The following is a 21,350-nucleotide window of genomic DNA, read 5'->3' as shown; positions in this document are numbered from 1 at the left end:
ATACACATGCGTTTGACGAAAGCCTTCCAGCCGACGCTGAAGGAAGTTCCGGCCGAGGCGCAGATTGCGTCTCACCGTCTGATGCTGCGGGCTGGCCTTGTGCGCCAGACCGCTTCGGGCATCTATGCCTGGTTGCCGGCCGGGCTGCGGGTTCTGCGCAATATCGAGCAGATCATCCGTGAAGAGCAGGACGCCATCGGGGCACAGGAAGTCCTGATGCCGACGCTGCAGTCGGCCGAACTGTGGCGCCGGTCGGGACGCTATGACGCTTATGGTCCGGAAATGCTCCGGATCCAGGACCGTCATGGCCGTGATCTGCTTTACGGACCGACGAACGAGGAAATGATCACGGACATCTTCGGATCGTCCGTAAAGTCCTACAAAGAACTGCCCAAGGCGCTTTATCACATCCAGTGGAAGTTCCGCGACGAGGTTCGTCCGCGTTTCGGTGTGATGCGTGGACGTGAGTTCCTGATGAAGGATGCGTATTCCTTTGACGCGTCCTACGAAGGTGCGGTCGCCAGCTATCGCCGGATGATGCTGTCCTATCTGCGCATTTTCCAGCGTCTGGGTGTGCGGGCTGTGCCGATGGTGGCCGATACCGGTCCGATCGGCGGCGATCTGAGCCACGAGTTTCTGGTGCTGGCGCCCACGGGTGAAAGCGCCGTGTTCTTTGATGCAGCGCTTGAGGAACAGGACTGGCTGAGCCGTCCGGTCGATTGTGACGACGCCCAAAGCCTCGCGACGTTCTTCTCAACCGTAACCGATCATTATGCGGCGACGGACGAAAAGCACGACGAGGCCGAATGGGCCAAGGTGCCGGACGAGCGCAAGCGTGAAGGCCGTGGCATCGAAGTCGGCCACATCTTCTATTTCGGCACCAAATATACGGCATCCATGGGGATCGAAGTGAGTGGTCCGGACGGTGCGCCGTTCCATCCGCATATGGGCTCTTATGGGGTGGGCGTGTCGCGTCTCGTCGGTGCGATCATCGAAGCGTCGCATGACGATGCGGGCATCATCTGGCCGGCTTCCGTGGCACCTTATCGCGCCGCGATCCTGAACCTGCGTCAGGGTGACGAGGCGTGCGATGCGATCTGCGACCGCATTTACGGGACTGACCCGGAGAACATGCTGTATGACGACCGTTCCGAGCGTGCGGGCGTGAAGTTCAACGATGCGGATCTGATGGGGCATCCCTGGCAGATCATCGTCGGACCGCGCGGTGCCAAGGAAGGCAAAGTCGAGCTCAAGCAGCGCGCTACGGGCGAGCGGTTCGAGCTGTCGGTCGAGGACGCTCTGGCGAAAATCGGAGCCGCCTGATGTTCGGCCGCTTTGAGCGCATGGTGGCGGGGCGGTATCTCCGCGCCCGCCGTGGCGAACGTTTCGCCTCGATCATTGCTGTCTTTTCCCTGATCGGGATTGCGCTTGGAGTGGCAACGCTCATCATCGTCATGTCGGTGATGAACGGGTTCAAGGCCGATCTGATGGGGCGGATTCTGGGGCTGCACGGCGATCTAACCGTGTATGGCTATGGGCGTCCCATCGAGGCTTACGAAAACGATGTTGCGGCAATCCGGCAGGTTCCGGGTGTAAAATCCGTCATCCCCATGGCGCAGGGCACTGTGCTGGTGGAGGCGGGACGCTTCTCTTCGGGGGCGGAAATGCAGGGCGTGTCCCAGCAGTCGCTCCGGGACTGGACGGCGCTGAGCAGCGGGATCATCGCGGGAAGTCTGAACGACTTTACCGGCGATAATGCGGTTGCGATCGGTACGACAATGGCAGACCGGGCCGGGCTGACAATCGGATCTCCGATCACGCTGCTGTCTCCGGATGGGCAGGCGACGCCGTTCGGGACGATGCCGCGGGTCAAGACCTACCATGTTGCGGTTATTTTTGACGCCAACTGGAACGACTATAATTCCAGCATTGTTCTGATGCCGCTGCCTGCAGCGCAGAAGTTCCTGATGCTGGGTTCGTCCGCCGTTTCGCTTATTCAGGTCTCGACGGCTGATCCGTCGAATGTGCAGCCGACGCGCAAGGCCATTGCCGCACGTCTGGAAGATCCGCGCCTGCGCGTTCTGGACTGGACGCAGAGCGCGAATGGCTTTCTGGACGCCGTGACGGTCGAGCAGAACGTGATGTTCCTGATCCTGACCCTGATTATCCTTGTGGCGGCGTTTAATGTCATTTCGTCACTCATCATGATGGTCAAGGACAAAACGCGTGACATCGCCGTGCTGCGAACGCTTGGTGCGAGCCGGGGCGCAATCATGCGGATTTTCCTCATGTGCGGTGCGTCTGTCGGGATTGTCGGGACTGTGGCGGGTTCGGCGCTCGGAATTGCGTTTGCGCTGAACATCGAGCGGATCCGCCAGTGGCTCCAGTCGCTCACGGGGACCAACCTGTTCAATCCGGAAGTCTATTTTCTGGAGCGCCTGCCAGCGAAGCTTGTGTGGTCGCAGGTCTGGGAAGTGATTGGGATGTCGCTGATCCTGTCGCTGCTGGCAACGCTGTATCCGTCCTGGCGGGCGGCGAGAACCGATCCGATCGAGGCGCTGCGTCATGAATGAAGTTGCAACGGGGGCGAGCGCCCTGCGTCTTGAGGGGCTGACGCGCCGTTTCCGCTCGGGTGAAGAGACGCTCGAGATCCTCAGTGGTGCGGAGTTCGAACTTCGGGCCGGGGAGATCGTTGCCCTCGTAGCGCCAAGCGGGACCGGGAAGTCCACACTTCTGCATCTTGCGGGGTTGCTGGAAGCGCCTTCGGAAGGCACGGTCTTCGTGGTAGATCGTCCGGCCAGTGGGCTGAGCGACACCGTTCGGACGGCAATCCGGCGTGATCAGATCGGCTTTGTATACCAGTTCCATCATCTGCTGGGCGAGTTCACGGCGTGCGAGAATGTCATGCTGCCGCAGTTGATCGCAGGAGTGTCCCCACGCAAGGCACGGGAACGGGCACGGGATCTTCTGGGCCGGTTCGGGCTGTCGCACCGTCTTGATTCGCTCCCGGGGCGGCTATCGGGCGGCGAGCAGCAGCGCACGGCAATCGCCCGTGCACTGGCCAATCAGCCAAAGCTGCTTCTCGCGGACGAACCAACTGGAAATCTTGATATCGGCACGGCCGATCATGTGTTTGGCGAGCTTCTGCGTGTCGTGCGGGAAGAGGGCGCGGCAGCTCTGATCGCCACGCATAATGACGAACTGGCCTCGCGCATGGATCGGACCGTGACGCTTCGGGACGGAAAGCTGGTCCCGTTCTGAAGAGCTGAATTCCGGAGAGCAGATTTCGAAATCCGCTGCATCCGGAAGGCGCTCCTGATAGAGTAAGGGCATGTCTCATGCCGATTTTGTTCATCTCAGAAATCATTCCGCCTACTCCCTGAGTCAGGGCGCAATCCGGATTCCGGAGCTTGTGAGCCTGGCAGCCAAAAATGGCATGCCGGCCGTCGCCCTGACAGATAGCGGCAATCTGTTCGGTGCGCTTGAGTTCTCGCTGTACTGTCGCAGCAATGGTGTCCAGCCGATTGTCGGCTGCCAGATTTCACTTCCCCCCCGCAGTACAAAACCCGGAGCGATGTCCGAGCCACTGGTGGTTCTGGCGCGGAATGAGGAAGGGCTGGCAAATCTCCAGATTTTGTCCTCCGAAGGTTTTCTGAACGGCGATCCTGCTGATCCTTCTGTTGCGATTGACTTTCTCTGTCAGCACGCGGCGGGGCTGTTTCTGCTGACAGGCGGCAATCGCGGGCCGATCAACAAGCTGATCCTTGAGGAACAGAAATCTGAGGCGCAGGCGCTTCTGAGCCGTCTGGAAGAAGCTTTCCGGGGAAATATCGCGGTCGAGCTGAACCGGCTGGGAGAAGCGGGGGAGCAGGAAGTCGAAAGTGTTCTGATCCCGATGGCGGACCAGATGGACATTCCGCTGGTCGCCACCAATGAATGCTTCTTTCCCAAGCCCGAAATGCATGAGGCCCATGATGCGCTGCTGTGTATCGCGCAGGGTCGGACGATTGCGGAAGAAGACCGCTGGCATGTGTCTCCGCAGGCCTGGTTCAAGACGCCTGCCGAAATGCGGGCCGTCTTTCATGATCTTCCTGAAGCCTGTGACAACACACTGATTATTGCCCGGAAATGCGCGGTGGCGGCCTGCACGCGCAAGCCGCTTCTGCCGATCTGCCCCAAGGTCCGCGAAGGTTCGACGGAAGAGGAAACGCTGCGGGCCATGGCCTGGGAAGGGCTGGAAAAGCGCCTTGAAGCGATTAATGCGGATGAGGAAAAGCGCAAGCTTTACTCTGAACGTCTTCAGGTGGAGCTCGATATCATCGCGCGGATGGGCTTCCCGGGCTACTTCCTGATCGTTGCCGACTTTATCCAGTGGGCCAAAGCGCATGATATTCCGGTCGGCCCGGGGCGTGGATCGGGTGCAGGTTCGCTGGTGGCGTATGCGCTGACGATTACGGATATTGATCCCATTCCGTTCGGACTGCTGTTCGAGCGCTTCCTGAACCCCGAGCGTGTCTCCATGCCGGATTTCGATATTGATTTCTGTCAGGACCGCCGCGATGAAGTGATCCGGTATGTGCGCGAAGAATATGGCGGGAGCCGTGTGGCGCAGATCATCACGTTCGGAAAGCTTCAGGCTAAAGCGGCTGTACGTGATGTCGGGCGTGTGCTTGGGCTGCCTTATGGTATGGTCAACCGCGTTGCCGAACTGATCCCGAACAATCCGGCCAAGCCTGTTTCGCTGTCCGATGCGATTGATGGTGAGCCCCGGCTTCAGGAAATGCGCGACAGCGATGAGTCGCTTAAGCGTCTCATGGAAATCGCGTTGCAGCTCGAGGGCCTGTACCGTCATGCCTCCACCCATGCTGCGGGTGTGGTGATCGGTGATCGCGAACTGGTGGAACTGGTGCCGCTGTATCGCGATCCGAAGAGCGACATGCTCGTGACGCAGTACAACATGAAATATGTTGAGCAGGCCGGGCTGGTGAAGTTCGACTTTCTCGGCCTGACAACGCTCACCATCCTTAAGCGTGGTCTGGATTTCCTTAAAGAACAGGGGATTACGGTCGATCTCTCACGTATTCCGCTGGATGACACGAAGACGTTCGAGATGCTGGCCAAGGGCGATACGGCCGGCGTGTTCCAGTTCGAAGGCGCGGGCATGCGGGACATGCTTAAGCAGATGGCAGCCAGCCGACTGGAAGATCTGATTGCGGGCGTGTCGCTGTATCGTCCGGGGCCGATGGCCAACATCCCGGATTACTGCCGCCGCAAGCATGGCGAGCCTTGGGAGCCGCCGCATGAGGAAATCCGCGATATTCTTGAAGAGACCTATGGGATCATGGTCTATCAGGAGCAGGTCATGCAGATCGCCCAGAAGATGGCGGGCTACAGTCTGGGTGGCGCGGATCTGCTGCGGCGTGCAATGGGCAAGAAGATCGCTGCGGAAATGGAGAAGCAGCGCGCGATCTTCACTGAGGGTGCGACGGCGCGTGGCATTCCTCAGGAAAAAGCAGTCGAAGTCTTTGATCTTATGGCTCGTTTTGCGGATTACGGCTTTAACAAGTCGCATGCCGCAGCCTATGCGCTGGTGTCCTATCAGACGGCTTGGATGAAGGCGAACCATCCGGTTGCGTTCCTCGCGGGTTGTATGTCTCTGGCACGGGAAAAAACGGACAAGCTGGCGGCTCTGTGTCAGGAAGCGCGGCGGATGAAAATTCCCGTGTTACCCGTTGATATTAATAAATCTATGGCAGATTTCTCGATTGAGATGCTGGAGGATGGACGTCAGGGAATCCGCTATGCACTTTCTGCCATCAAGCGTGTGGGTGCGGCTGCGATGGAGAGCGTTGTCGCCTGCCGCGGGAATAAGCCATTTCAGGATCTGACGGATTTTGCCGAGCGTTGTGATCCTAAAAGCCTGAACAAGATCCAGCTGGAAAGTCTTGCAAAAGCAGGAGCTTTCGACAGTCTTCTCAAAGAACGGCACATCGTTTTCTCAAGTGCTGATATTTTGCTGCGCCGGGCTCAGGCCCGGGCTCAGGAACAGCAGATGGGACAGGCTGGATTGTTTGGAGGGGCGGGTCAGGAACGCGAGATCCTGCGTTTGAACGAAGGGCGCCCTTGGCCCGACTTCGAGCGGCTTTCACTGGAAGCTTCGGCTATTGGTTTCCATATGAGTGCCCATCCGCTCGACGCCTATCGAAGTGTGCTGCGGCGCCTCGGGGTTACGCCATCCAACGCACTGGAAAATGCTGCAAAAACAGGCACTACGCGTGTCAAGATCGCGGGCTGTGTGGTCGATCGCAAGGAACGACCGACACGCACTGGAAAGAAAATGGCGTGGGTCAATCTGTCGGACAGCGGTGGTGGGTGTGAGGTCACGCTGTTCTCCGAAACACTGATTTCATGCCGGGATCTGCTGGTTGCAGGGCAGGCTATTCTCGTGAATGCCGAGCTCAAGGTGGACGGAGATGCCCTGAGGATTACGGCGCAGAGCGTCATGGACCTTGAAGTTGCCGCTGCAGCCGAGCGATCAGAAATTCGCGTCTGGCTGAAAGAAAACGCGATACTGCCGGATCTGGCGGCCCTGCTGGAGGAGGTTCAGGGAGGTGTCGGACGCGTGAAGCTGCTGCCATTAGTGGAAGAAACGCGGGACGTAGAAATCTCCATACCAGGCGCTTACCGGGTGACGCCGCGTCTTGCCGAGCGTCTGCGAACATTGAAGGGTGTCGAACGGGCTGAACAGGTCTGAGGCAGCATGACAGTATGAAACTCTGCTGACAGGTCTTGCATCTGCAGGTCTTTTCCGCCATATCGCGACCGTTCTTCTACGGAGTTTCCTCCGGATAAGGGCAATCCGCACGCATGGCTCTAGGGTTTTCTGGTGTCCTTCCGGGGACGTTGCCATGCGGAGGTTCAACCAGACGCAAGGAATTTTCGAATCATGGCAATGCCTGATTTCACCATGCGCCAGCTCCTTGAAGCCGGCGTTCATTTCGGTCACCACACCCGTCGCTGGAACCCGGCCATGGCGCCGTACCTGTTCGGTGTGCGTAACCAGGTTCACATCATCGACCTGCAGCAGACGGTTCCGATGCTGGACCGCGCCCTGAAGGTTGTCCGTGATACGGTCGCCAACGGTGGTCGCGTCCTGTTCGTTGGCACCAAGCGCGCCGCGGCTGACCATGTTGCTGAAGCTGCGCAGCGTTGCGGCCAGTACTACGTCAACCACCGCTGGCTCGGCGGCATGCTGACCAACTGGAAGACCATCACGGGTTCCATCAAGCGTCTGCGCCAGATCGACGACATGCTGTCCGGTGACACGGCTGGCCTGACGAAGAAGGAAGTTCTCGACATCACGCGTGACCGCGAGAAGCTCGAGCGTTCCCTCGGCGGCATCAAGGAAATGGGCGGCCTGCCCGACCTGCTGTTCGTGATCGACACGAACAAGGAAAAGCTGGCGATCGAAGAAGCCACGAAGCTTGGCATTCCGGTCATCGGCGTCCTCGACAGCAACTCCAATCCTGCTGGCGTGACCTATCCGATCCCGGGCAACGATGACGCTATCCGCGCCATCACCCTGTATTGCGATCTGGTCTCCGGTGCGGTTCTCGACGGTATTTCCGCCGAGCTGGCTGCTTCGGGTCAGGACATCGGTGCAGCTGAAGAACTGCCGGCTGAGACGGCTGTTCTGGAAGCCGCCGCTGCTGAAGGTGCAGAAGCTCCCGCTTCCGCTGGCTGAACAGACTGCCGGGGTCCGGTCATGGAAAACGGCAACTGAAACACGGCATGCGGCCGGGCGAAATCGTCCGGCCGCATGATCTTTTTTGAGGGATGAGATAAATGGCAGAAATCACAGCAGCCCTGGTCCGCGAACTGCGCGAGAAGACCGGCGCGGGCATGATGGATTGCAAGAAGGCCCTGACGGAAGCTGCCGGCGACATGGAAGCCGCCATCGACTGGCTGCGCACGAAGGGTCTGTCCCAGGCTGCGAAGAAGTCCGGCCGTACGACGGCTGAAGGTCTGGTCGGTGTTGTGTCCGCCAAGAACCGCGCTGCCATGGTCGAAGTGAACGCCGAGACGGACTTCGTGGGTCGTAACGAGGCATTCCAGGCATTCGTCGAGCAGGTCGCTCACGTTGCTCTGGAAGTCGGCGACGATCTGGACGCCATCAAGGCTGGCAAGGTTCCGTCGGGCCGTACGGTTGCTGACGAGCTGACGCACCTGATCGCCACGATCGGCGAGAACATGGCCATCCGTCGCGCCAAGGTCCTGTCGGTCGAGTCCGGCGTTGTTGCCAGCTACGTCCACAGCGCCCTGCGTCCGGGTATTGGCAAGATCGGCGTTCTGGCCGCTCTGGAAGCTCCGTCCGAGTCCGACGCCCTGCTGACGCTGGGTCGCCAGATCGGCATGCATGTTGCTGCAACCCGTCCGGCTGCTCTGGACGTTGCCAGCGTCGATCCGGAGTCCCTGGAGCGCGAGCGTGCCGTCCTGATCGAGCAGGCCCGTGAGTCCGGCAAGCCGGAAGCCATCATCGAGAAGATGGTCGAAGGCCGTATCCGCAAGTTCTATGAAGAAGTCGTTCTTCTGGAGCAGGTGTGGGTTCTGGACGGCGAGAGCCGCGTGTCCAAGATCGTCGACAAGGCTGGTGCAAAGCTGGTCGGTTTCGAGCGCTTCCAGCTCGGTGAAGGCATCGAAAAGGAAGAGAACGACTTCGCTGCTGAAGTCGCTGCTGCTGCCGGCACCAAGTAAGATTTTCCGTTCCTGTCCTGAGCCGGGTCTGCCCGGTTCAGGTCGGGCTCGAAAGTCTGTAGAAAGGCCTCTGTGCGCTCCGGCGTGCGGGGGCTTTCTGCGTTTTGGCGTACGGATCAGGAGGATGGACGATGGAATGGGAAGCGGCGGCGCTGGTTCTGTCAGTCCGGCCTTATGGTGAGGGAAGTGCGCTCGTCCATCTATTCAGCGAGGAGCACGGGGTTTCACATGGCATGGCGCGCGGAGGGGCTTCTCGTCGTCAGGCTTCTTTGTGGCAGACCGGCAATCTGGTCATGGCGCGCTGGCGGGCGCGACTTGCGGATCAGCTCGGGACGCTGACGGCCGAGCCGGTTCAGTGCGTGGCGGGGCGCATTCTGGATGCTCCGCTGCAGCTTGAGATGGTGAGCAGTGCCTGCGCGCTGGTCGACGGGGCCTTACCGCAGGGGGAACCGCATCCGGAGCTTTTCATGCGGCTGGTCCGCCTTCTGACGCTGATCAGTGTGGCGCCCGAGCCTGCGCCGATGGGCGCCTATCTGCGCTGGGAAGCCCAGCTTCTGGCAGGGCTCGGCTATGGGCTGGACCTGTCGGAATGTGCAGTGACGGGCGCGCGGGAAGATCTGGTCTACGTGTCGCCACGGTCGGGACGGGCGGTAAGCCGGGAAGGGGCTGGCGAATGGCGGGACAGGCTCCTTCCGTTACCCGCGCTGATGACGGATGAAACACAGGACGGAACACCCGAAGACTGGAAAGATGGTCTGGCGCTGACGGGACATTTCCTGTCGCGCTGGGTCTTTGGCGTGCGGCACCAGCCACTGCCCGCGGCACGGGAGCGGCTGGTGGAGTATGTACAGCGGCTTCAGCCTGTACCGGACGCTGCGACGGAGTCCGATCAGTAAAAAACGTGGCTGGGCCCCGGACGCAGGCCGTTGACGACGTCTACATCGGCCGTGCTGTCCCAGACGGACCAGTCCCAGCCGGGATGCTGGTTAATCTCGGCCGTCATGCGCTGCTCCTGCGCGACATCGATCGGATGACTGGCCTTGTAGGCAGCATAGGCCGTTTTGTCGCCCATATAGACGCAGCCGCAGGCGATGGGATCGGCATAGAGCAGAACCGGCTGCCCGTTCTGCATACGATAGGTCAGGGTGTTGGGGGGCAGGAGGTTCATCATCGCCCAGCGTGCGGTCGTATCGGCAGGGTGCGCCCTGAACCCGGCCAGCGCGAAGGACACTTCCGCCTTCTGGACCGGGCGGTAGGGTGAACAGGCCGCTGGCAGAATAAGGAGAGCGCTGGACAGAAGGGCACGCCAGTGTCTAAGTCCTGCACGAAAGAGGGGAGATGCATGGGAACGGATCTGGCTGGTCATATCGAGGATACCAAGCTCGCTGAGGCTCTGAGCGAGCGATATATTGCGTATGCGATGTCGACAATCATGTCGCGGTCCCTTCCGGACGTGCGTGATGGCCTGAAGCCGGTACACCGCCGCCTCCTTTATGCGATGCAGCAGCTCCGCCTTGATCCCACATCAGGGTTTAAAAAGTGTGCACGTGTCGTCGGTGATGTGATCGGTAAGTTCCATCCGCATGGCGATGCCTCTGTGTACGAGGCGCTGGTGCGTCTGGCACAGGATTTTGCGGTCCGCTATCCGCTGGTCGAGGGACAGGGCAATTTCGGCTCCATCGACGGCGATGGCGCGGCCGCCATGCGTTATACCGAAAGCCGCCTGACGGAAGTAGCACAGGCGCTGCTGGACGGGATTCAGGACGATGCGGTCGATTTCCGCGCGACCTACGACAATGAAGATCACGAGCCGATTGTGCTGCCGGGCACGTTTCCGAATCTTCTGGCCAATGGCGCGGCAGGCATTGCCGTGGGTATGGCGACGAGCATTCCGCCGCATAATGCTGCCGAGATCTGCCGGGCCGCGAAGCTTCTGATCGAAAAGCCGGATGTGACGATCGCCGAACTGGTGGATCTGATGCCCGGGCCGGATTTTCCGACGGGCGGCATTCTGGTGGAAGAGCGCGACTCCATCATCCGTTCCTATGAAACCGGCCGTGGCAGTTTCCGGACGCGCGCACGCTGGGAGGTCGAGCAGGGACGGTTTGGCACCTGGGTGATTATCGTCACCGAGATTCCGTATCAGGTGCAGAAATCCCGTCTGATCGAGCAGATTGCGGACCTGATGGAGCAGCGCAAGCTGCCGCTTCTGGGTGATGTCCGCGACGAGAGTACGACTGATATCCGCCTTGTGCTGGAGCCCAAGACCAAGGGCGTCGAACCCGAAGTCTTGATGGAGACGCTGTTCCGCAACACGGCGCTTGAAAACCGGTTCAGCCTGAACATGAATGTTCTGGGCGGAGACCGTGTTCCGGGTGTGTTGTCGCTGAAGCAGGTTCTGCGGGCCTGGCTGGATCACGTGCATGAAGTGCTGGTGCGCCGCTCGAACCACCGTCTGGCGGCAGTGCTGCGGCGGCTGGAGATCCTGGAAGGCTTCCTTGCGGTCTATCTGAACCTCGATGAGGTAATCCGGATCATCCGTGAAGAGGACGAACCCAAGGTCAGCCTGATGGCGACGTTCAGTCTGACAGACGTTCAGGCCGAAGCGGTGCTGAACATGCGGCTGCGCTCGCTGCGTCGGCTTGAAGAAATGGAAATCCGGCGCGAGCGGGATAAGCTTGCGGACGAGCAGAAGTCTCTCGAGACGCTGCTCGGCTCGGAGCGCCGCCGCTGGACCCGGATTGGCAAGGATCTGGATGGTACGATCAAGAAATACGGCTCTGGCCCGCTGGGAGACCGCCGTACGCTGATCGCTGCTGCGCCGGAGCCGGTTGATATTTCGGCAGCACTGGAAATCGACCGTGAGCCACTGACGGTTCTTCTGTCCCGCGAGGGCTGGATCCGTGCCATGAAGGGTCATGGGCTCGATCCTCAGGGACATCGCTTCAAGGAAGGCGACGAAGGCTGGCTCTCCGTAGAGTGCCAGAGCACGGATCGTCTCTGCCTGATTTCCAGCAGCGGCAAGGCCTATACGATCAAGGCGGCGGATCTGCCTCGTGGACGTGGTTTCGGCCAGCCGTTCCGGACCGTGGTAGAGGTGCCGCAGGAAGACCGCGTGGTGACGCTGTTCCCGGTTTCGGATGAGGGACGCCGCCTGATCGCTTCGGCGGCCGGACGTGGCATGATCGTGTCGGAAGCGGGGCTGGTGGCCGAGAAGCGGACGGGAAAGCAGGTTTTCAACATCAAGGACGGTGACGAGGTCTTTGCCTGCATTCCGGTTGGCGGCACGCATGTGCTGACGCTGGGACAGAACAAACGCGCCCTGATTTTCCCGCTGGAGCAGGTGCCGGAAATGACGCGTGGGGCTGGCGTGGCGTTCCAGAAACTGGGTGATAGCACGCTGCGGGATATCCGAACGCTGACCTTGTCCGAAGGGCTGTTGTGGCAGGAAGGACAGCGCGTTCGTCAGGCTGCGGACCTGGCACCGCTGGAGGCGCGGCGTGGAGCCATGGGACGTGCTGCGCCGCAATGGATGTTGCGTAAAAGCTGAGACCGAGCTCTCCCTGCCGCGTTCAGGCAGGGAGAAGGCTTGGCAGCAGGCCCCAGTGACCATCGCGGAAAATCTCGGCGGGTCCAAAGGCGGCTTTGTAAGCCATCTTGGGGCTGCCGGGGACGTAATAGCCCAGATACAGATGATCCAGCCCCATCCGGGCGGTTTCCTCGATCAGCCACAGGATCGAAAACGTACCCCATGAGGCCGTCAGGTCGTTGACGTCATAGAACGTGTAAACGGCAGACAGACCATCTGAAAGGCGGTCCACCAGACTGACGCAGACGAGCGTCCCGTCTGGGCGCCGGAACTCGGCCAGGAAGGTCTCAACCGGGGTATTGGCAATCAGATCCACATAGTCGCGCCAGCACATATGGGCCATGTCGCCATCGGCATGGCGGACGGCCTGATACATTTCGAACAGTCGGAACTGCTCGTCCGTTGGAACGGGTGGCACCATGCTGACGACAAGGTCCGCATGGCGATTACGTATCTTTCTCTGAGTCCGGGTCGGCGCAAAGGTCGTGGCCGGGATGCGCATGGGCGTGCAGGCACGGCAGCCGACACAGACCGGTGCGTAGGCTATGGTATGACTGCGGCGGAAGCCGGCCTGGGAAAGACGATTGTGAAGGGCGACCGCTTCAGGACCGGTAAGCTCGGTCAGGACCTTGCGTTCGGTGCGGTCCGGCAGATAGGGGCATGGGGCCGGGGCCGTCGTGTAGAAGAGCTGTGGGCGATGCTGCATGGAACGCTCTCCTTTTTAAAAAACCGGACCGGTCGATGATCTTATCGCAATGACGGGGGGTGGCGCATCCTTCATCTTTGCGAAAGGATGAAGCGTGAACGTCCGGAGGCCTGTGTGCTGTTTTCAGGCCCGGGGTGTTCGCTACAGGGAGATTTATGACGCACTGGACCGTTTTCCATATCCTCACGCAGATTTTGCGCTGGATCCTTCCTGTTTCCGTGACGGTCCATGCTCTCATTCACAAACGTGACACGGCATCCTGCACAGGATGGATCGGCATCTGCTGGATCGCACCACTGCTGGGGACGGTGCTGTATCTGATGTTCGGCATCAATCGTGTCCGGCGCCGGGCCCAGAAGATGGTCAACCAGCATCTATGGGAGGGACGCGATCCGCTGGCCCAGTACCGGCAGACGGTGGAAGGCAATCTGGCACCGCTGTCGAAAATGCTGGGACGGCTGACGGAACGGCCGCTGATGCGGGGCAATTCGGTCACCTGCCTGCATGACGGGGACAATGCCTATCCGGTAATGCTGGAGGCGATCGGGCAGGCCAAAAAATCGATCATCCTGTGTTCCTATATTTTCAGGGACGATGAGGTCGGCCAGCGTTTTGCCGAGGCTCTGGTGGCAGCAAAGCGGCGCGGGGTCGCAGTACGGGTTCTGGTGGACGGAATCGGGAGCGGGTATTTCCGCTGTGGGATCGAGCGCCGGCTGCGGCGCGAGGGCGTAGCCTGCGCGCGGTTCATGCACTCGGTCTGGCCCTGGCGCATGCCGTTCATCAATTTGCGCAATCATCGCAAGATCCTGGTGGTCGATGGGACAGTCGGTTTCATGGGCGGCTTGAACATCGGCGAGGAGAACATGCTCCGGCTGCGGACGAAGCTGCCGGTCGCGGATACGCATTTCCGTCTTCAGGGGCCGATCGTGCATCAGCTCGCCGTGTCTTTTGCCTGGGACTGGTCATTCACGACGGGAGAGGAACTCGAAGGCGAGCGTTATCTGCCCGAACCTTCCCCCGTTGGTGGCGTACCGATGCGGATCGTGACGTCAGGCCCGGATACGGATCTGGAAAAGATCGAATACGGGATGCTGCAGGCCTTTTCGCTGGCCCGCTCGCATATCTGGGTCATGACGCCGTACTTCCTGCCGGATGACCGTTTCTCAACAGAACTTATTCTTGCGGCATTGCGGGGGGTGACGATTGATATTGTCGTGCCCAAGAGCAGCAACCATGCGCTGATCGATCATGCGCGGGATGCCAATCTGCGGCCGTTTCTGGATGCGGGGTGCCGGGTATGGATGGCCGATCCGCCGTTCAATCATTCCAAGCTGATGGTTGTGGATGATGAATGGAGCTTCGTGGGAAGTGCAAATATCGACATGCGCTCCCTGCGGCTGAACTTCGAAATCAATCTGGAAATCTATGACCGTGGCGTGGCCAAAGACCTGTCCACGTTCATGGAAACCCATCGGCGCAACCGGCTGACGCACCATGATCTGGACAGCATGCCGTTCCCGATCCGGATGAGGAATTCCGCAATCAGGCTCCTGCTGCCGTATCTGTAAGGCTGTTACGCGCCCAGTCTGAGGGTGACGGAGATCGGACGGTGATCGGAGCCGAAGCGCGGCAGAGCACGGGCCTCCAGACGGGACAGGCCACGCACGAGGCAGCGGTCCAGTCTCAGGGGGACATGGTTCAGCATCCGGTGGGTCTTTTCCTTGGGTCCGACATCCAGAAAGCCTGGGAGCAGAACAGGGCCGACAAGATTGAAGTCACCCATGATGACGGCGCGGTGGCGCATATTGGCGCTGATGCTGCGAAGCTGGCGCCGGTTGAGGATCTGGCCATGCGACAGATGGACGTTGGCGAGCGAGAAGCTGCCGAAATCAATCAGCTGGGCCGTACGCTTGACCAGCAGGCCGCGCGGCAGGCGGCAAAATGAGGGCGGACGTGTAAACGGAAGGCGGCTCCAGCAGGCTGTTCCATGTGGACGGCCGGGAAGCGGAATGCGGTCGTAATAGCCGCCGAGAATCTCGGGAAGTTCGTCCACCGCTGTCTGCGCTTCCTGCATGACGACGATATCGGGATCTTCCGCGCGGATGACCGTCAGGACGTCTTCCAGCGAGGCGCCTTCCCAGCGGTAGAGATTCCAGCTCAGGATCTTGAAAGAGGCTCCGGACAGAAGGGACGTCGTCATTTCGGAGGCTCCGGCAGGTAAAGGGGATTGCGTTCGCGGTGATGGGGGCCGGCGGCAAATTCGCTGGTCAGGGTATAGCCGACAGCCAGCAGGACGGGGCCGAGGAAGATCCCCACGCCACCAAAGGTCACGATGCCGCCAAGCACACCAAGGACGGTCAGCAGGTAAGGAAGCTGGGCACCGCGGGCGATGAAGGCCGGGCGGATGACGTGATCGGCGCCCGAGATGATGAGGATGCCGTAGATGGCCAGGAACAGCCCGTGTCCGAAATGGTGGGTCATGCCCAGCCAGATGGCGGCTGGAACCCAGACCAGCGGGGCGCCGATCGGAAACACGGCCACGAAAGCGGTAATGCCCGCCAGCAGAACGGGAGACGGAACGCCCGCCAGCATAAGGCCGATGCCGGTCAGAACGCCCTGGATCAGGGCCGTCCCGAGGATGCCATAAACCGTGCCACGGACGGTACGGCCGATGATGTTGATAAGACGGGGTGTTGTGCGCGGCCCGGCGATACGGTCGATCAGGGCCGTGATGGTGTTCCCCAGTGTGTCGCCGTTGAGCCACAGGAAGAAAGCCACAAACAGCGCCATGATCAGCTCGGCAAGGCCTCCAGCGAGGCGGAGCAGGACCGTTAGCGTCAGATGGGCAATCTGTCCCGCATAGGGGCGCAGCACCTCGGTCGCGAAAGCGCCGACATCATGGCTGAAATGATGCCAGGCATTTACGAGATGGGGACCGGCCATCGGGATACGGTTCAGCCAGGCGGGAGGCGGGTTCGCGCTGGTGACATGCACGATCAGGGTGTCGATTTCCGAGATCGTGCCGGGAATATCGCTGATCCCCGCGCTAGTCAGGACAGCCAGCGGGACAACGATGAACAGCGCGCTCAACGCCATCATGGCGAGGGCCGCCAGTACAGGACGGACATGGCGGCGCATACGGCGGTAGATTGGCCAGGTCGTGAAGGCTAGGATCGCGGCCCACAGAATAGCCGAAAGGAACGGCCAGAGGATGATGCCGCAGCCATAGGCGATTCCGGCCAGAATCAGGCCGAGAAGGATCCGCTCGGTCGTCATGCGGGAGCATGGTCCTGACGGGGGCCAGAGACGTGCCCCGGCTCGCATGACTCTGTGCGCTGCGTGTTCATGGAGTGCTACTTTGGCACGCTCTGGCGTCCGGCGCATCCCTCGACCTATGGTAAGGATATGACGATCTCGCCACTTGTTGATGCCGCGACCCTGATCTCCGAGGTCGGCCGGTTCATTCCCCTTGATGCCAGCGTGCTTTTGCCCGGGCAGAAGGGCGACCCCGATGTTGCGTTCACTGAACGCCATCTGCCTGACGCACAGCGATTCGATATCGATGTGTTTGCAGACCCGGATAGCCCGCTTCCACATACAGTGCCGGGTGCTGCGCGGTTTGCGAGGCTGATGGGCGCGCTGGGTGTGAGTGAGAATACGCCGGTCGTGTTTTATGATGGGCGTGGAAGTGTGGGCGCGTGCCGAGGCTGGTGGCTCGCGCGACTGTTCGGGCACCGGAATGCACGGATTCTGGACGGTGGGCTTGAGGCCTGGGTGAAAGCGGGTGGCCCGGTTGAAAACAATGCTCCTGCTGGAACTGAACCGGCAGTGTTCCGTCCTCGTCCCCGCTACGGGCTTCTGGCAGGTGCCAGCGATGTTCGGCTTGCGCTGGGGCGTGAGGACAGCCTTGTCCTTGATGCCAGAAGCGCGGGCCGGTTTGCCGCGACAGTCCCTGAACCTCGTCCGGGTGTGCGGAGCGGCCACATGCCTGGCGCGCAGAGTATGGACTGGACGCGTCTTGTGGATGAAAGCGGCTGTTTTCTGCCTGCACCAGAACTGAAGCAAATTCTGGGTGCTGCGGCGGGGCGATCGGTGATCGCAACCTGCGGCTCCGGGCTGACAGCCGCGACAATCGTGGCGGCGGTAGCAATCACGGGATATGGCGATGCGGCCTTGTATGATGGATCATGGGCGGAATGGGGCAGTGACCCCGACGCACCAGTTGTAACGGGAGAAGCGGAAGCATGAGCGATCTGGAAAAGCAGGTCAGTGAGGGGTGGAGCCGGATGGGTTCCATGCTGGTGCGAGAGGGACGGCCACATGACCTGCCGGAGTCGGGAACATTCGTGAATGCCCCGGCAAGCCGTGGCTCGACCGTGCTTTTTCCGTCGCTGGAGGCCATGAACCGAACGGATGGTCGCAGTCATGCGCACAAGCTCGTCTACGGAGCGATGGGCTCACCGATCCAGCACCAGCTGGAGGAAATGCTCAGTCGGATCGAGGGGGGGACCCATACACAGGTCGTCGGCTCAGGGCTCGCCGCCTGCGCATTGCCGCTTCTGGCGTTTCTGGGCTGTGGAGATCATCTGCTGCTGCCCGATTCGGTTTACGGACCGACGCGGCGGTTCGCGGGGACCATGCTCCAGCGCATGGGCGTGACGACGACCTATTATCCGCCCATGGCATCCCGAGACGAAGTTCTGGCGCTTATGCGACCGGAGACGAAGGTGCTGTTTGCGGAAAGTCCGGGCAGCCACACCTTTGAGGTGCAGGACGTCTCGATGCTGGCCGGAATCGCTCATGAGGCCGGAGCGCTCCTGATGCTGGACAACACCTGGGGGATCGGTGTGTTTCAGCCCTTCACCCATGGTGCAGACGTGTCGATCCAGGCGCTGTCGAAATATCCCGCCGGGCATTCGGACGTCATCATGGGATCGGTCACGGTCAATAATGAGGCGCACTGGAAAACGCTGCGGGATGCCGCAATCCAGCTTGGACTATGCGCCGGGCCGGATGACTGCTGGCTGACTCTGCGGGGACTGCGGACGATGGGTGTGCGGCTGGCGCATCAGTCCCGTTCCGCGCTGGAAATCGCCCAGTGGCTCAAGACGCGGCCTGAAGTGGCGCGGGTCCTGCATCCGGCGCTGGAAGACTGTCCGGGACATGAGTTCTGGAAGCGCGACTTTACCGGAGCGTGCGGCCTGTTCGGGGTGGAGCTTCAGCCGGAAATCTCCGCTGAGGCCGCCGAGCGTATGATCGACGGGCTTGGGATGTTCGGGATTGGCGCATCCTGGGGCGGCTACGAAAGTCTGGTCCTGCCGACCACGGGGCATATCCGGCGCGTAACGGGTGAAGGTGGCCCGACATCCGCGACGTTCCGCCTTCATATCGGACTGGAAGACGTTGAGGATCTGAAGACGGATCTGGCTCGTGGGCTGGACAGCCTCCAGTTCTGAAGCTTTAGCGGCGGCGAAAAGTCAGAGCTTCAGCGACGTGATGGCGCTGGATGTTCTGGGTGCCTTCCAGATCGGCGATAGTACGGGAGACCCGGATCAGGCGTGTGATGCCGCGATTGGAGAGGCGCAGTCTTTCGGCGGCCTGTTCGGCGAGAGAGCGGGCGTCGTCGTCCATTTCAAAGGCATCGGGGGAAACCTGCGAATTGGGAACACCCTGACGCTCGATCTGGCGTTGGCGGGCAATTTCCACGCGTGCCCGAACTGCGGCGCTGCTCTCGCCTTTCGGTGCACGGCTGATTTCGATGGGAGATAACGGCTCGATCTGCACACACAGATCCATGCGATCGAGCATCGGGCCGGAAATCTTGGCCGTGTAATCCTCGCCGCAGCGGGGAGCCTTCCGACAGCTCCGTTCCAGATCACCTAAGTAGCCACAACGGCAGGGATTCATGGCTGCAATAAACTGGAAACGTGCAGGATAGGTCGTGTGGTGGGCCGCACGGGCGATGGAAATGCTGCCGGTTTCAATCGGCTGGCGCAGGGATTCCAGACAGGATCGCGAAAATTCAGGCAGCTCATCGAGGAACAGCACGCCGTTATTGGCAAGGCTGACTTCGCCGGGCCGGGCTTTTGCACCGCCACCCACAATGGCAGGAAAGCTCGCGCTATGATGTGGCGCACGATAGGGCGGTCGGACAACCAGTCTTCCGTTTTGCAGAATGCCTGAAACGCTGTGAATGCGGCTTGTCTCGAGAGCTTCTTCCCGTGTCAGGTTGGGCAGAATGCCGGGCAGGCGGCTGGCGAGCATGGATTTTCCGGCACCTGGCGGACCGCTCATGAGCATGGAGTGAGCGCCGGCAGCGGCAATTTCTAGAGCCCGTCGCCCGATTGCCATGCCTTTGACGTCCGCGAGATCGGGGCCGTATTCGATAAAATGTTCGGTCGGGAGCGGCGTCGGGGACAGGATCTGTTGTCCCTGAAAATGGGAGACGAGAGCCGCAAGTGTGGGAGCGCCAAGAACGTCTGTGCTGCCATTGCCCCAACGTGCTTCAATCGCCTGTGCTGCCGGACAGATCAGTCCAAGCTTATCTTCGACGGCACCGATGGCAGCGGACAGAACGCCTGCGACGGGATTGATGCGTCCATCCAGTGAGAGTTCGCCGACAGCGGCATAGGCCGAAACGGCCTCAAACGACAGAATCCCCATGGCGCAGAGCAAGCCGAGCGCAATGGGAAGGTCAAAATGCGCGCCTTCCTTGAGAAGATCGGCTGGCACGAGATTGACGAGGATGCGTTTGGGCGGAAGCGCCAGCCCCATGGCTGTGAGGGCAGCGCGGACGCGTTCGCGGGCTTCGCCGACGGATTTATCCGCCAATCCCACCACAAGAAACGCCGGGAGGCCGCTGGAGACCTGCACCTCGACTTTGACCGGAACAGCTTCGATTCCGGAGAAGGCGAAGCTCTGGATGCGGGCGAGGGCAGGTGTGTGCGGGCTGGGACTCGTCATAAGACAAATCCTAGCCCGAAATTATTTCCAGTTGGTTAACGGATAGGGTGTCAGGAACGCTGGTACAGCAGGCGGGCACGAAGGGTGCCGTCGAGAGCCTTGAGACCGTCCAGAAGCTTCATATCCATGTCAGAGCTTTCCGACTCGGCTTCCACCACGACGTAACCGACTTCACCATCTGTCTGGAGATACTGGGCGGTCACGTTGCAGTTCTGCGATGCGAACAGGTCATTAATCTGGCGCATGATGCCGGGGCGGTTGGCATGGACGTGCATGAAGCGTGTGCCGCGGGGACGCTCGGGGAGCTGGACACTGGGAAAGTTGACGGCCCCGATCGTAGACCCCACGTCGGAATAATCCACCAGCTTGCGGGCAACTTCGACGCCAATACGCTCCTGCGCTTCCATGGTGGAACCGCCGATATGCGGTGTGAGGATGACGTTTTCGAGCCCCTGAAGCGGCGTCTTGAACTCTTCGCCAGCCTTCTTGGGTTCGACCGGGAACACGTCCACACCTGCACCCATGAGATGGCCGTCCTTCAGGGCAGCAGCGAGGGCGTCAAGGTCCACGACATTGCCGCGGGCGTTGTTGAGCAGAATGGAATTGGGCTTCATGGCCCGGATTTCCGCTTCGCCGATCAGCAGATCGGTTTCCGGAGTCTGCGGGACATGCAGGCTGACGATGTCGGACTGGGCCAGCAGTTCGTTCAGGCTGGAGACGGCAACGGCGTTACCATGCGGCAGGCGGGGCATCACGTCGAAATATACGACGCGCATGCCAAAAGCCTCGGCCAGGACCGAAAGCTGCGAGCCGATGGAGCCGTAACCCACGATGCCGAGCGTTTTGCCGCGGACTTCCCAGGCATTGGTGGCGGACTTGTCCCAGCCGCCCTTGTGGCAGGCTTCCGAGCGCGACGGGATGCGACGGAGCAGCATGACCACTTCGCCCATGACCAGTTCGGCTACGGAGCGCGTGTTGCTGAACGGTGCGTTGAACACAGGTATTCCGAGCATGCGTGCGGCGTTCAGATCGACCTGGTTGGTGCCGATGCAGAAGCAGCCGATGGCCATGAGGCGGTCTGCGCCTTCGAGAACTTCGCGGGTCAGCTGTGTGCGGCTGCGGATGCCGACCATGTGCACGCCCTGAAGCGCTTCCTTGAGAGCATCACCCTCGAGCGCGCCTTTGACGCGTGTGACCTCGGTGTAGCCCTGTGCGGCGAAATGGGCCACGGCACTTTCGTGAATGCCTTCCAGAAGAAGAATGCGGATCTTGTTCTTGGGGAGAGAGAACTGCGTTTCCATAAATCCGTCCCGGTCATGAACCGGAAGGCTCCGGTTT

General features: G+C 60.7%; 17 protein-coding genes. 11 read left to right on the top strand and 6 right to left on the bottom strand.

Translation table 11 applies throughout. The features are described 5' to 3' along the window. The first annotated feature begins 6 nt into the window (after positions 1–6). The 7 genes from proS to recO all read left to right on the top strand — a co-directional run bounded on the left by proS (position 7) and on the right by recO (position 9,650). Positions 7–1,323, top strand: a complete 1,317-nt coding sequence (gene proS / locus GRO01_RS06580) for a proline--tRNA ligase (protein WP_062510170.1) — start codon at positions 7–9, stop codon at positions 1,321–1,323. Continuing rightward, positions 1,323–2,573: a lipoprotein-releasing ABC transporter permease subunit gene (locus GRO01_RS06575; RefSeq protein ID WP_062510172.1), complete on the top strand. Its 1,251-nt coding sequence runs from the start codon at positions 1,323–1,325 to the stop codon at positions 2,571–2,573. The genes proS and GRO01_RS06575 overlap by 1 nt, the downstream gene beginning before the upstream one ends. Then, the gene (locus tag GRO01_RS06570) at positions 2,566–3,261 is read left to right on the top strand and encodes an ABC transporter ATP-binding protein (RefSeq protein WP_062510174.1); all 696 of its coding nucleotides are present in this window, start codon (positions 2,566–2,568) and stop codon (positions 3,259–3,261) included. Before GRO01_RS06575 ends, GRO01_RS06570 begins: the two co-directional genes overlap by 8 nt. A gap of 70 nt (positions 3,262–3,331) precedes the next feature. Continuing rightward, on the top strand, positions 3,332–6,754 hold the full coding sequence (dnaE, locus tag GRO01_RS06565; protein WP_062510176.1) for a DNA polymerase III subunit alpha: 3,423 nt from the start codon (positions 3,332–3,334) through the stop codon (positions 6,752–6,754). Between the two features lie 192 nt (positions 6,755–6,946). After that, positions 6,947–7,744 (top strand): 30S ribosomal protein S2, encoded by a 798-nt coding sequence (gene rpsB / locus GRO01_RS06560; RefSeq protein WP_062510178.1) that lies wholly within the window; start codon positions 6,947–6,949, stop codon positions 7,742–7,744. A gap of 101 nt (positions 7,745–7,845) precedes the next feature. Then, a complete protein-coding gene (tsf, locus tag GRO01_RS06555; RefSeq protein WP_062502315.1) occupies positions 7,846–8,754 on the top strand; it encodes a translation elongation factor Ts in 909 nt (302 codons plus the stop codon). 131 nt (positions 8,755–8,885) lie between these two features. Further along, the gene (gene recO / locus GRO01_RS06550; protein ID WP_062510180.1) at positions 8,886–9,650 is read left to right on the top strand and encodes a DNA repair protein RecO; all 765 of its coding nucleotides are present in this window, start codon (positions 8,886–8,888) and stop codon (positions 9,648–9,650) included. On the opposite strand, the gene GRO01_RS06545 is transcribed toward recO, so the two are convergent. After that, on the bottom strand, positions 9,644–10,120 hold the full coding sequence (locus tag GRO01_RS06545; RefSeq protein WP_062510182.1) for a hypothetical protein: 477 nt from the start codon (positions 10,118–10,120) through the stop codon (positions 9,644–9,646). The genes recO and GRO01_RS06545 overlap by 7 nt on opposite strands. Here GRO01_RS06545 and parC point away from each other — a divergent pair. After that, positions 10,097–12,304, top strand: coding sequence for a DNA topoisomerase IV subunit A (gene parC / locus GRO01_RS06540; protein ID WP_062510184.1), 2,208 nt, complete (start codon positions 10,097–10,099; stop codon positions 12,302–12,304). The genes GRO01_RS06545 and parC overlap by 24 nt on opposite strands. Positions 12,305–12,326: 22 nt before the next feature. On the opposite strand, the gene GRO01_RS06535 is transcribed toward parC, so the two are convergent. Next, entirely contained in the window at positions 12,327–13,049 is a 723-nt protein-coding gene (locus GRO01_RS06535; RefSeq protein ID WP_083541388.1) for an arginyltransferase, read from the bottom strand. A 155-nt stretch (positions 13,050–13,204) separates the two neighbouring features. Between GRO01_RS06535 and cls the strand changes: the two genes are divergently transcribed. Further along, the gene (gene cls / locus GRO01_RS06530; RefSeq protein ID WP_062510186.1) at positions 13,205–14,617 is read left to right on the top strand and encodes a cardiolipin synthase; all 1,413 of its coding nucleotides are present in this window, start codon (positions 13,205–13,207) and stop codon (positions 14,615–14,617) included. 5 nt (positions 14,618–14,622) lie between these two features. On the opposite strand, the gene GRO01_RS06525 is transcribed toward cls, so the two are convergent. Continuing rightward, a complete protein-coding gene (locus GRO01_RS06525; RefSeq protein ID WP_062510188.1) occupies positions 14,623–15,249 on the bottom strand; it encodes an endonuclease/exonuclease/phosphatase family protein in 627 nt (208 codons plus the stop codon). Then, entirely contained in the window at positions 15,246–16,325 is a 1,080-nt protein-coding gene (locus GRO01_RS06520; RefSeq protein WP_062510190.1) for an AI-2E family transporter, read from the bottom strand. Before GRO01_RS06520 ends, GRO01_RS06525 begins: the two co-directional genes overlap by 4 nt. Before the next feature lie 129 nt (positions 16,326–16,454). On the opposite strand from GRO01_RS06520, the gene GRO01_RS06515 reads away from it, so the two are divergent. Together GRO01_RS06515 and metC are read left to right on the top strand one after the other, a co-directional pair. Continuing rightward, positions 16,455–17,297: a sulfurtransferase gene (locus GRO01_RS06515; protein ID WP_083541405.1), complete on the top strand. Its 843-nt coding sequence runs from the start codon at positions 16,455–16,457 to the stop codon at positions 17,295–17,297. After that, positions 17,294–18,505, top strand: a complete 1,212-nt coding sequence (gene metC / locus GRO01_RS06510; RefSeq protein WP_062510192.1) for a cystathionine beta-lyase — start codon at positions 17,294–17,296, stop codon at positions 18,503–18,505. Before GRO01_RS06515 ends, metC begins: the two co-directional genes overlap by 4 nt. A 4-nt stretch (positions 18,506–18,509) precedes the next feature. Here metC and GRO01_RS06505 read toward each other — a convergent pair whose 3' ends face one another. Then, positions 18,510–20,012, bottom strand: coding sequence for a YifB family Mg chelatase-like AAA ATPase (locus tag GRO01_RS06505; RefSeq protein WP_062510195.1), 1,503 nt, complete (start codon positions 20,010–20,012; stop codon positions 18,510–18,512). A 50-nt stretch (positions 20,013–20,062) separates the two neighbouring features. Then, entirely contained in the window at positions 20,063–21,313 is a 1,251-nt protein-coding gene (serA, locus tag GRO01_RS06500; RefSeq protein WP_062510197.1) for a phosphoglycerate dehydrogenase, read from the bottom strand. Positions 21,314–21,350 lie beyond the last annotated feature (37 nt).

It is taken from the genome of Gluconobacter roseus NBRC 3990, from assembly GCF_006538885.1.
Taxonomy (GTDB): Bacteria; Pseudomonadota; Alphaproteobacteria; order Acetobacterales; family Acetobacteraceae; genus Gluconobacter; species Gluconobacter roseus.
Note: the sequence above shows the minus strand (reverse complement) of the source record. Positions and strands in the feature narration are given on the sequence as shown.

What these genes read in the sequence shown, in the direction of transcription:
- parC (WP_062510184.1), top strand. Translation starts at nt 10,097, where the DNA reads ATGGGAACGGATCTGGCTGGTCATATCGAGGATACCAAGCTCGCTGAG.
- proS (WP_062510170.1), top strand. Translation starts at nt 7, where the DNA reads ATGCGTTTGACGAAAGCCTTCCAGCCGACGCTGAAGGAAGTTCCGGCC.
- GRO01_RS06525 (WP_062510188.1), bottom strand. Translation starts at nt 15,249, where the DNA reads ATGACGACGTCCCTTCTGTCCGGAGCCTCTTTCAAGATCCTGAGCTGG.
- recO (WP_062510180.1), top strand. Translation starts at nt 8,886, where the DNA reads ATGGAATGGGAAGCGGCGGCGCTGGTTCTGTCAGTCCGGCCTTATGGT.
- GRO01_RS06535 (WP_083541388.1), bottom strand. Translation starts at nt 13,049, where the DNA reads ATGCAGCATCGCCCACAGCTCTTCTACACGACGGCCCCGGCCCCATGC.
- GRO01_RS06545 (WP_062510182.1), bottom strand. Translation starts at nt 10,120, where the DNA reads ATGACCAGCCAGATCCGTTCCCATGCATCTCCCCTCTTTCGTGCAGGA.
- serA (WP_062510197.1), bottom strand. Translation starts at nt 21,313, where the DNA reads ATGGAAACGCAGTTCTCTCTCCCCAAGAACAAGATCCGCATTCTTCTT.
- GRO01_RS06505 (WP_062510195.1), bottom strand. Translation starts at nt 20,012, where the DNA reads ATGACGAGTCCCAGCCCGCACACACCTGCCCTCGCCCGCATCCAGAGC.
- GRO01_RS06515 (WP_083541405.1), top strand. Translation starts at nt 16,455, where the DNA reads ATGACGATCTCGCCACTTGTTGATGCCGCGACCCTGATCTCCGAGGTC.
- GRO01_RS06575 (WP_062510172.1), top strand. Translation starts at nt 1,323, where the DNA reads ATGTTCGGCCGCTTTGAGCGCATGGTGGCGGGGCGGTATCTCCGCGCC.
- tsf (WP_062502315.1), top strand. Translation starts at nt 7,846, where the DNA reads ATGGCAGAAATCACAGCAGCCCTGGTCCGCGAACTGCGCGAGAAGACC.
- dnaE (WP_062510176.1), top strand. Translation starts at nt 3,332, where the DNA reads ATGTCTCATGCCGATTTTGTTCATCTCAGAAATCATTCCGCCTACTCC.
- GRO01_RS06520 (WP_062510190.1), bottom strand. Translation starts at nt 16,325, where the DNA reads ATGACGACCGAGCGGATCCTTCTCGGCCTGATTCTGGCCGGAATCGCC.
- metC (WP_062510192.1), top strand. Translation starts at nt 17,294, where the DNA reads ATGAGCGATCTGGAAAAGCAGGTCAGTGAGGGGTGGAGCCGGATGGGT.
- GRO01_RS06570 (WP_062510174.1), top strand. Translation starts at nt 2,566, where the DNA reads ATGAATGAAGTTGCAACGGGGGCGAGCGCCCTGCGTCTTGAGGGGCTG.
- rpsB (WP_062510178.1), top strand. Translation starts at nt 6,947, where the DNA reads ATGGCAATGCCTGATTTCACCATGCGCCAGCTCCTTGAAGCCGGCGTT.
- cls (WP_062510186.1), top strand. Translation starts at nt 13,205, where the DNA reads ATGACGCACTGGACCGTTTTCCATATCCTCACGCAGATTTTGCGCTGG.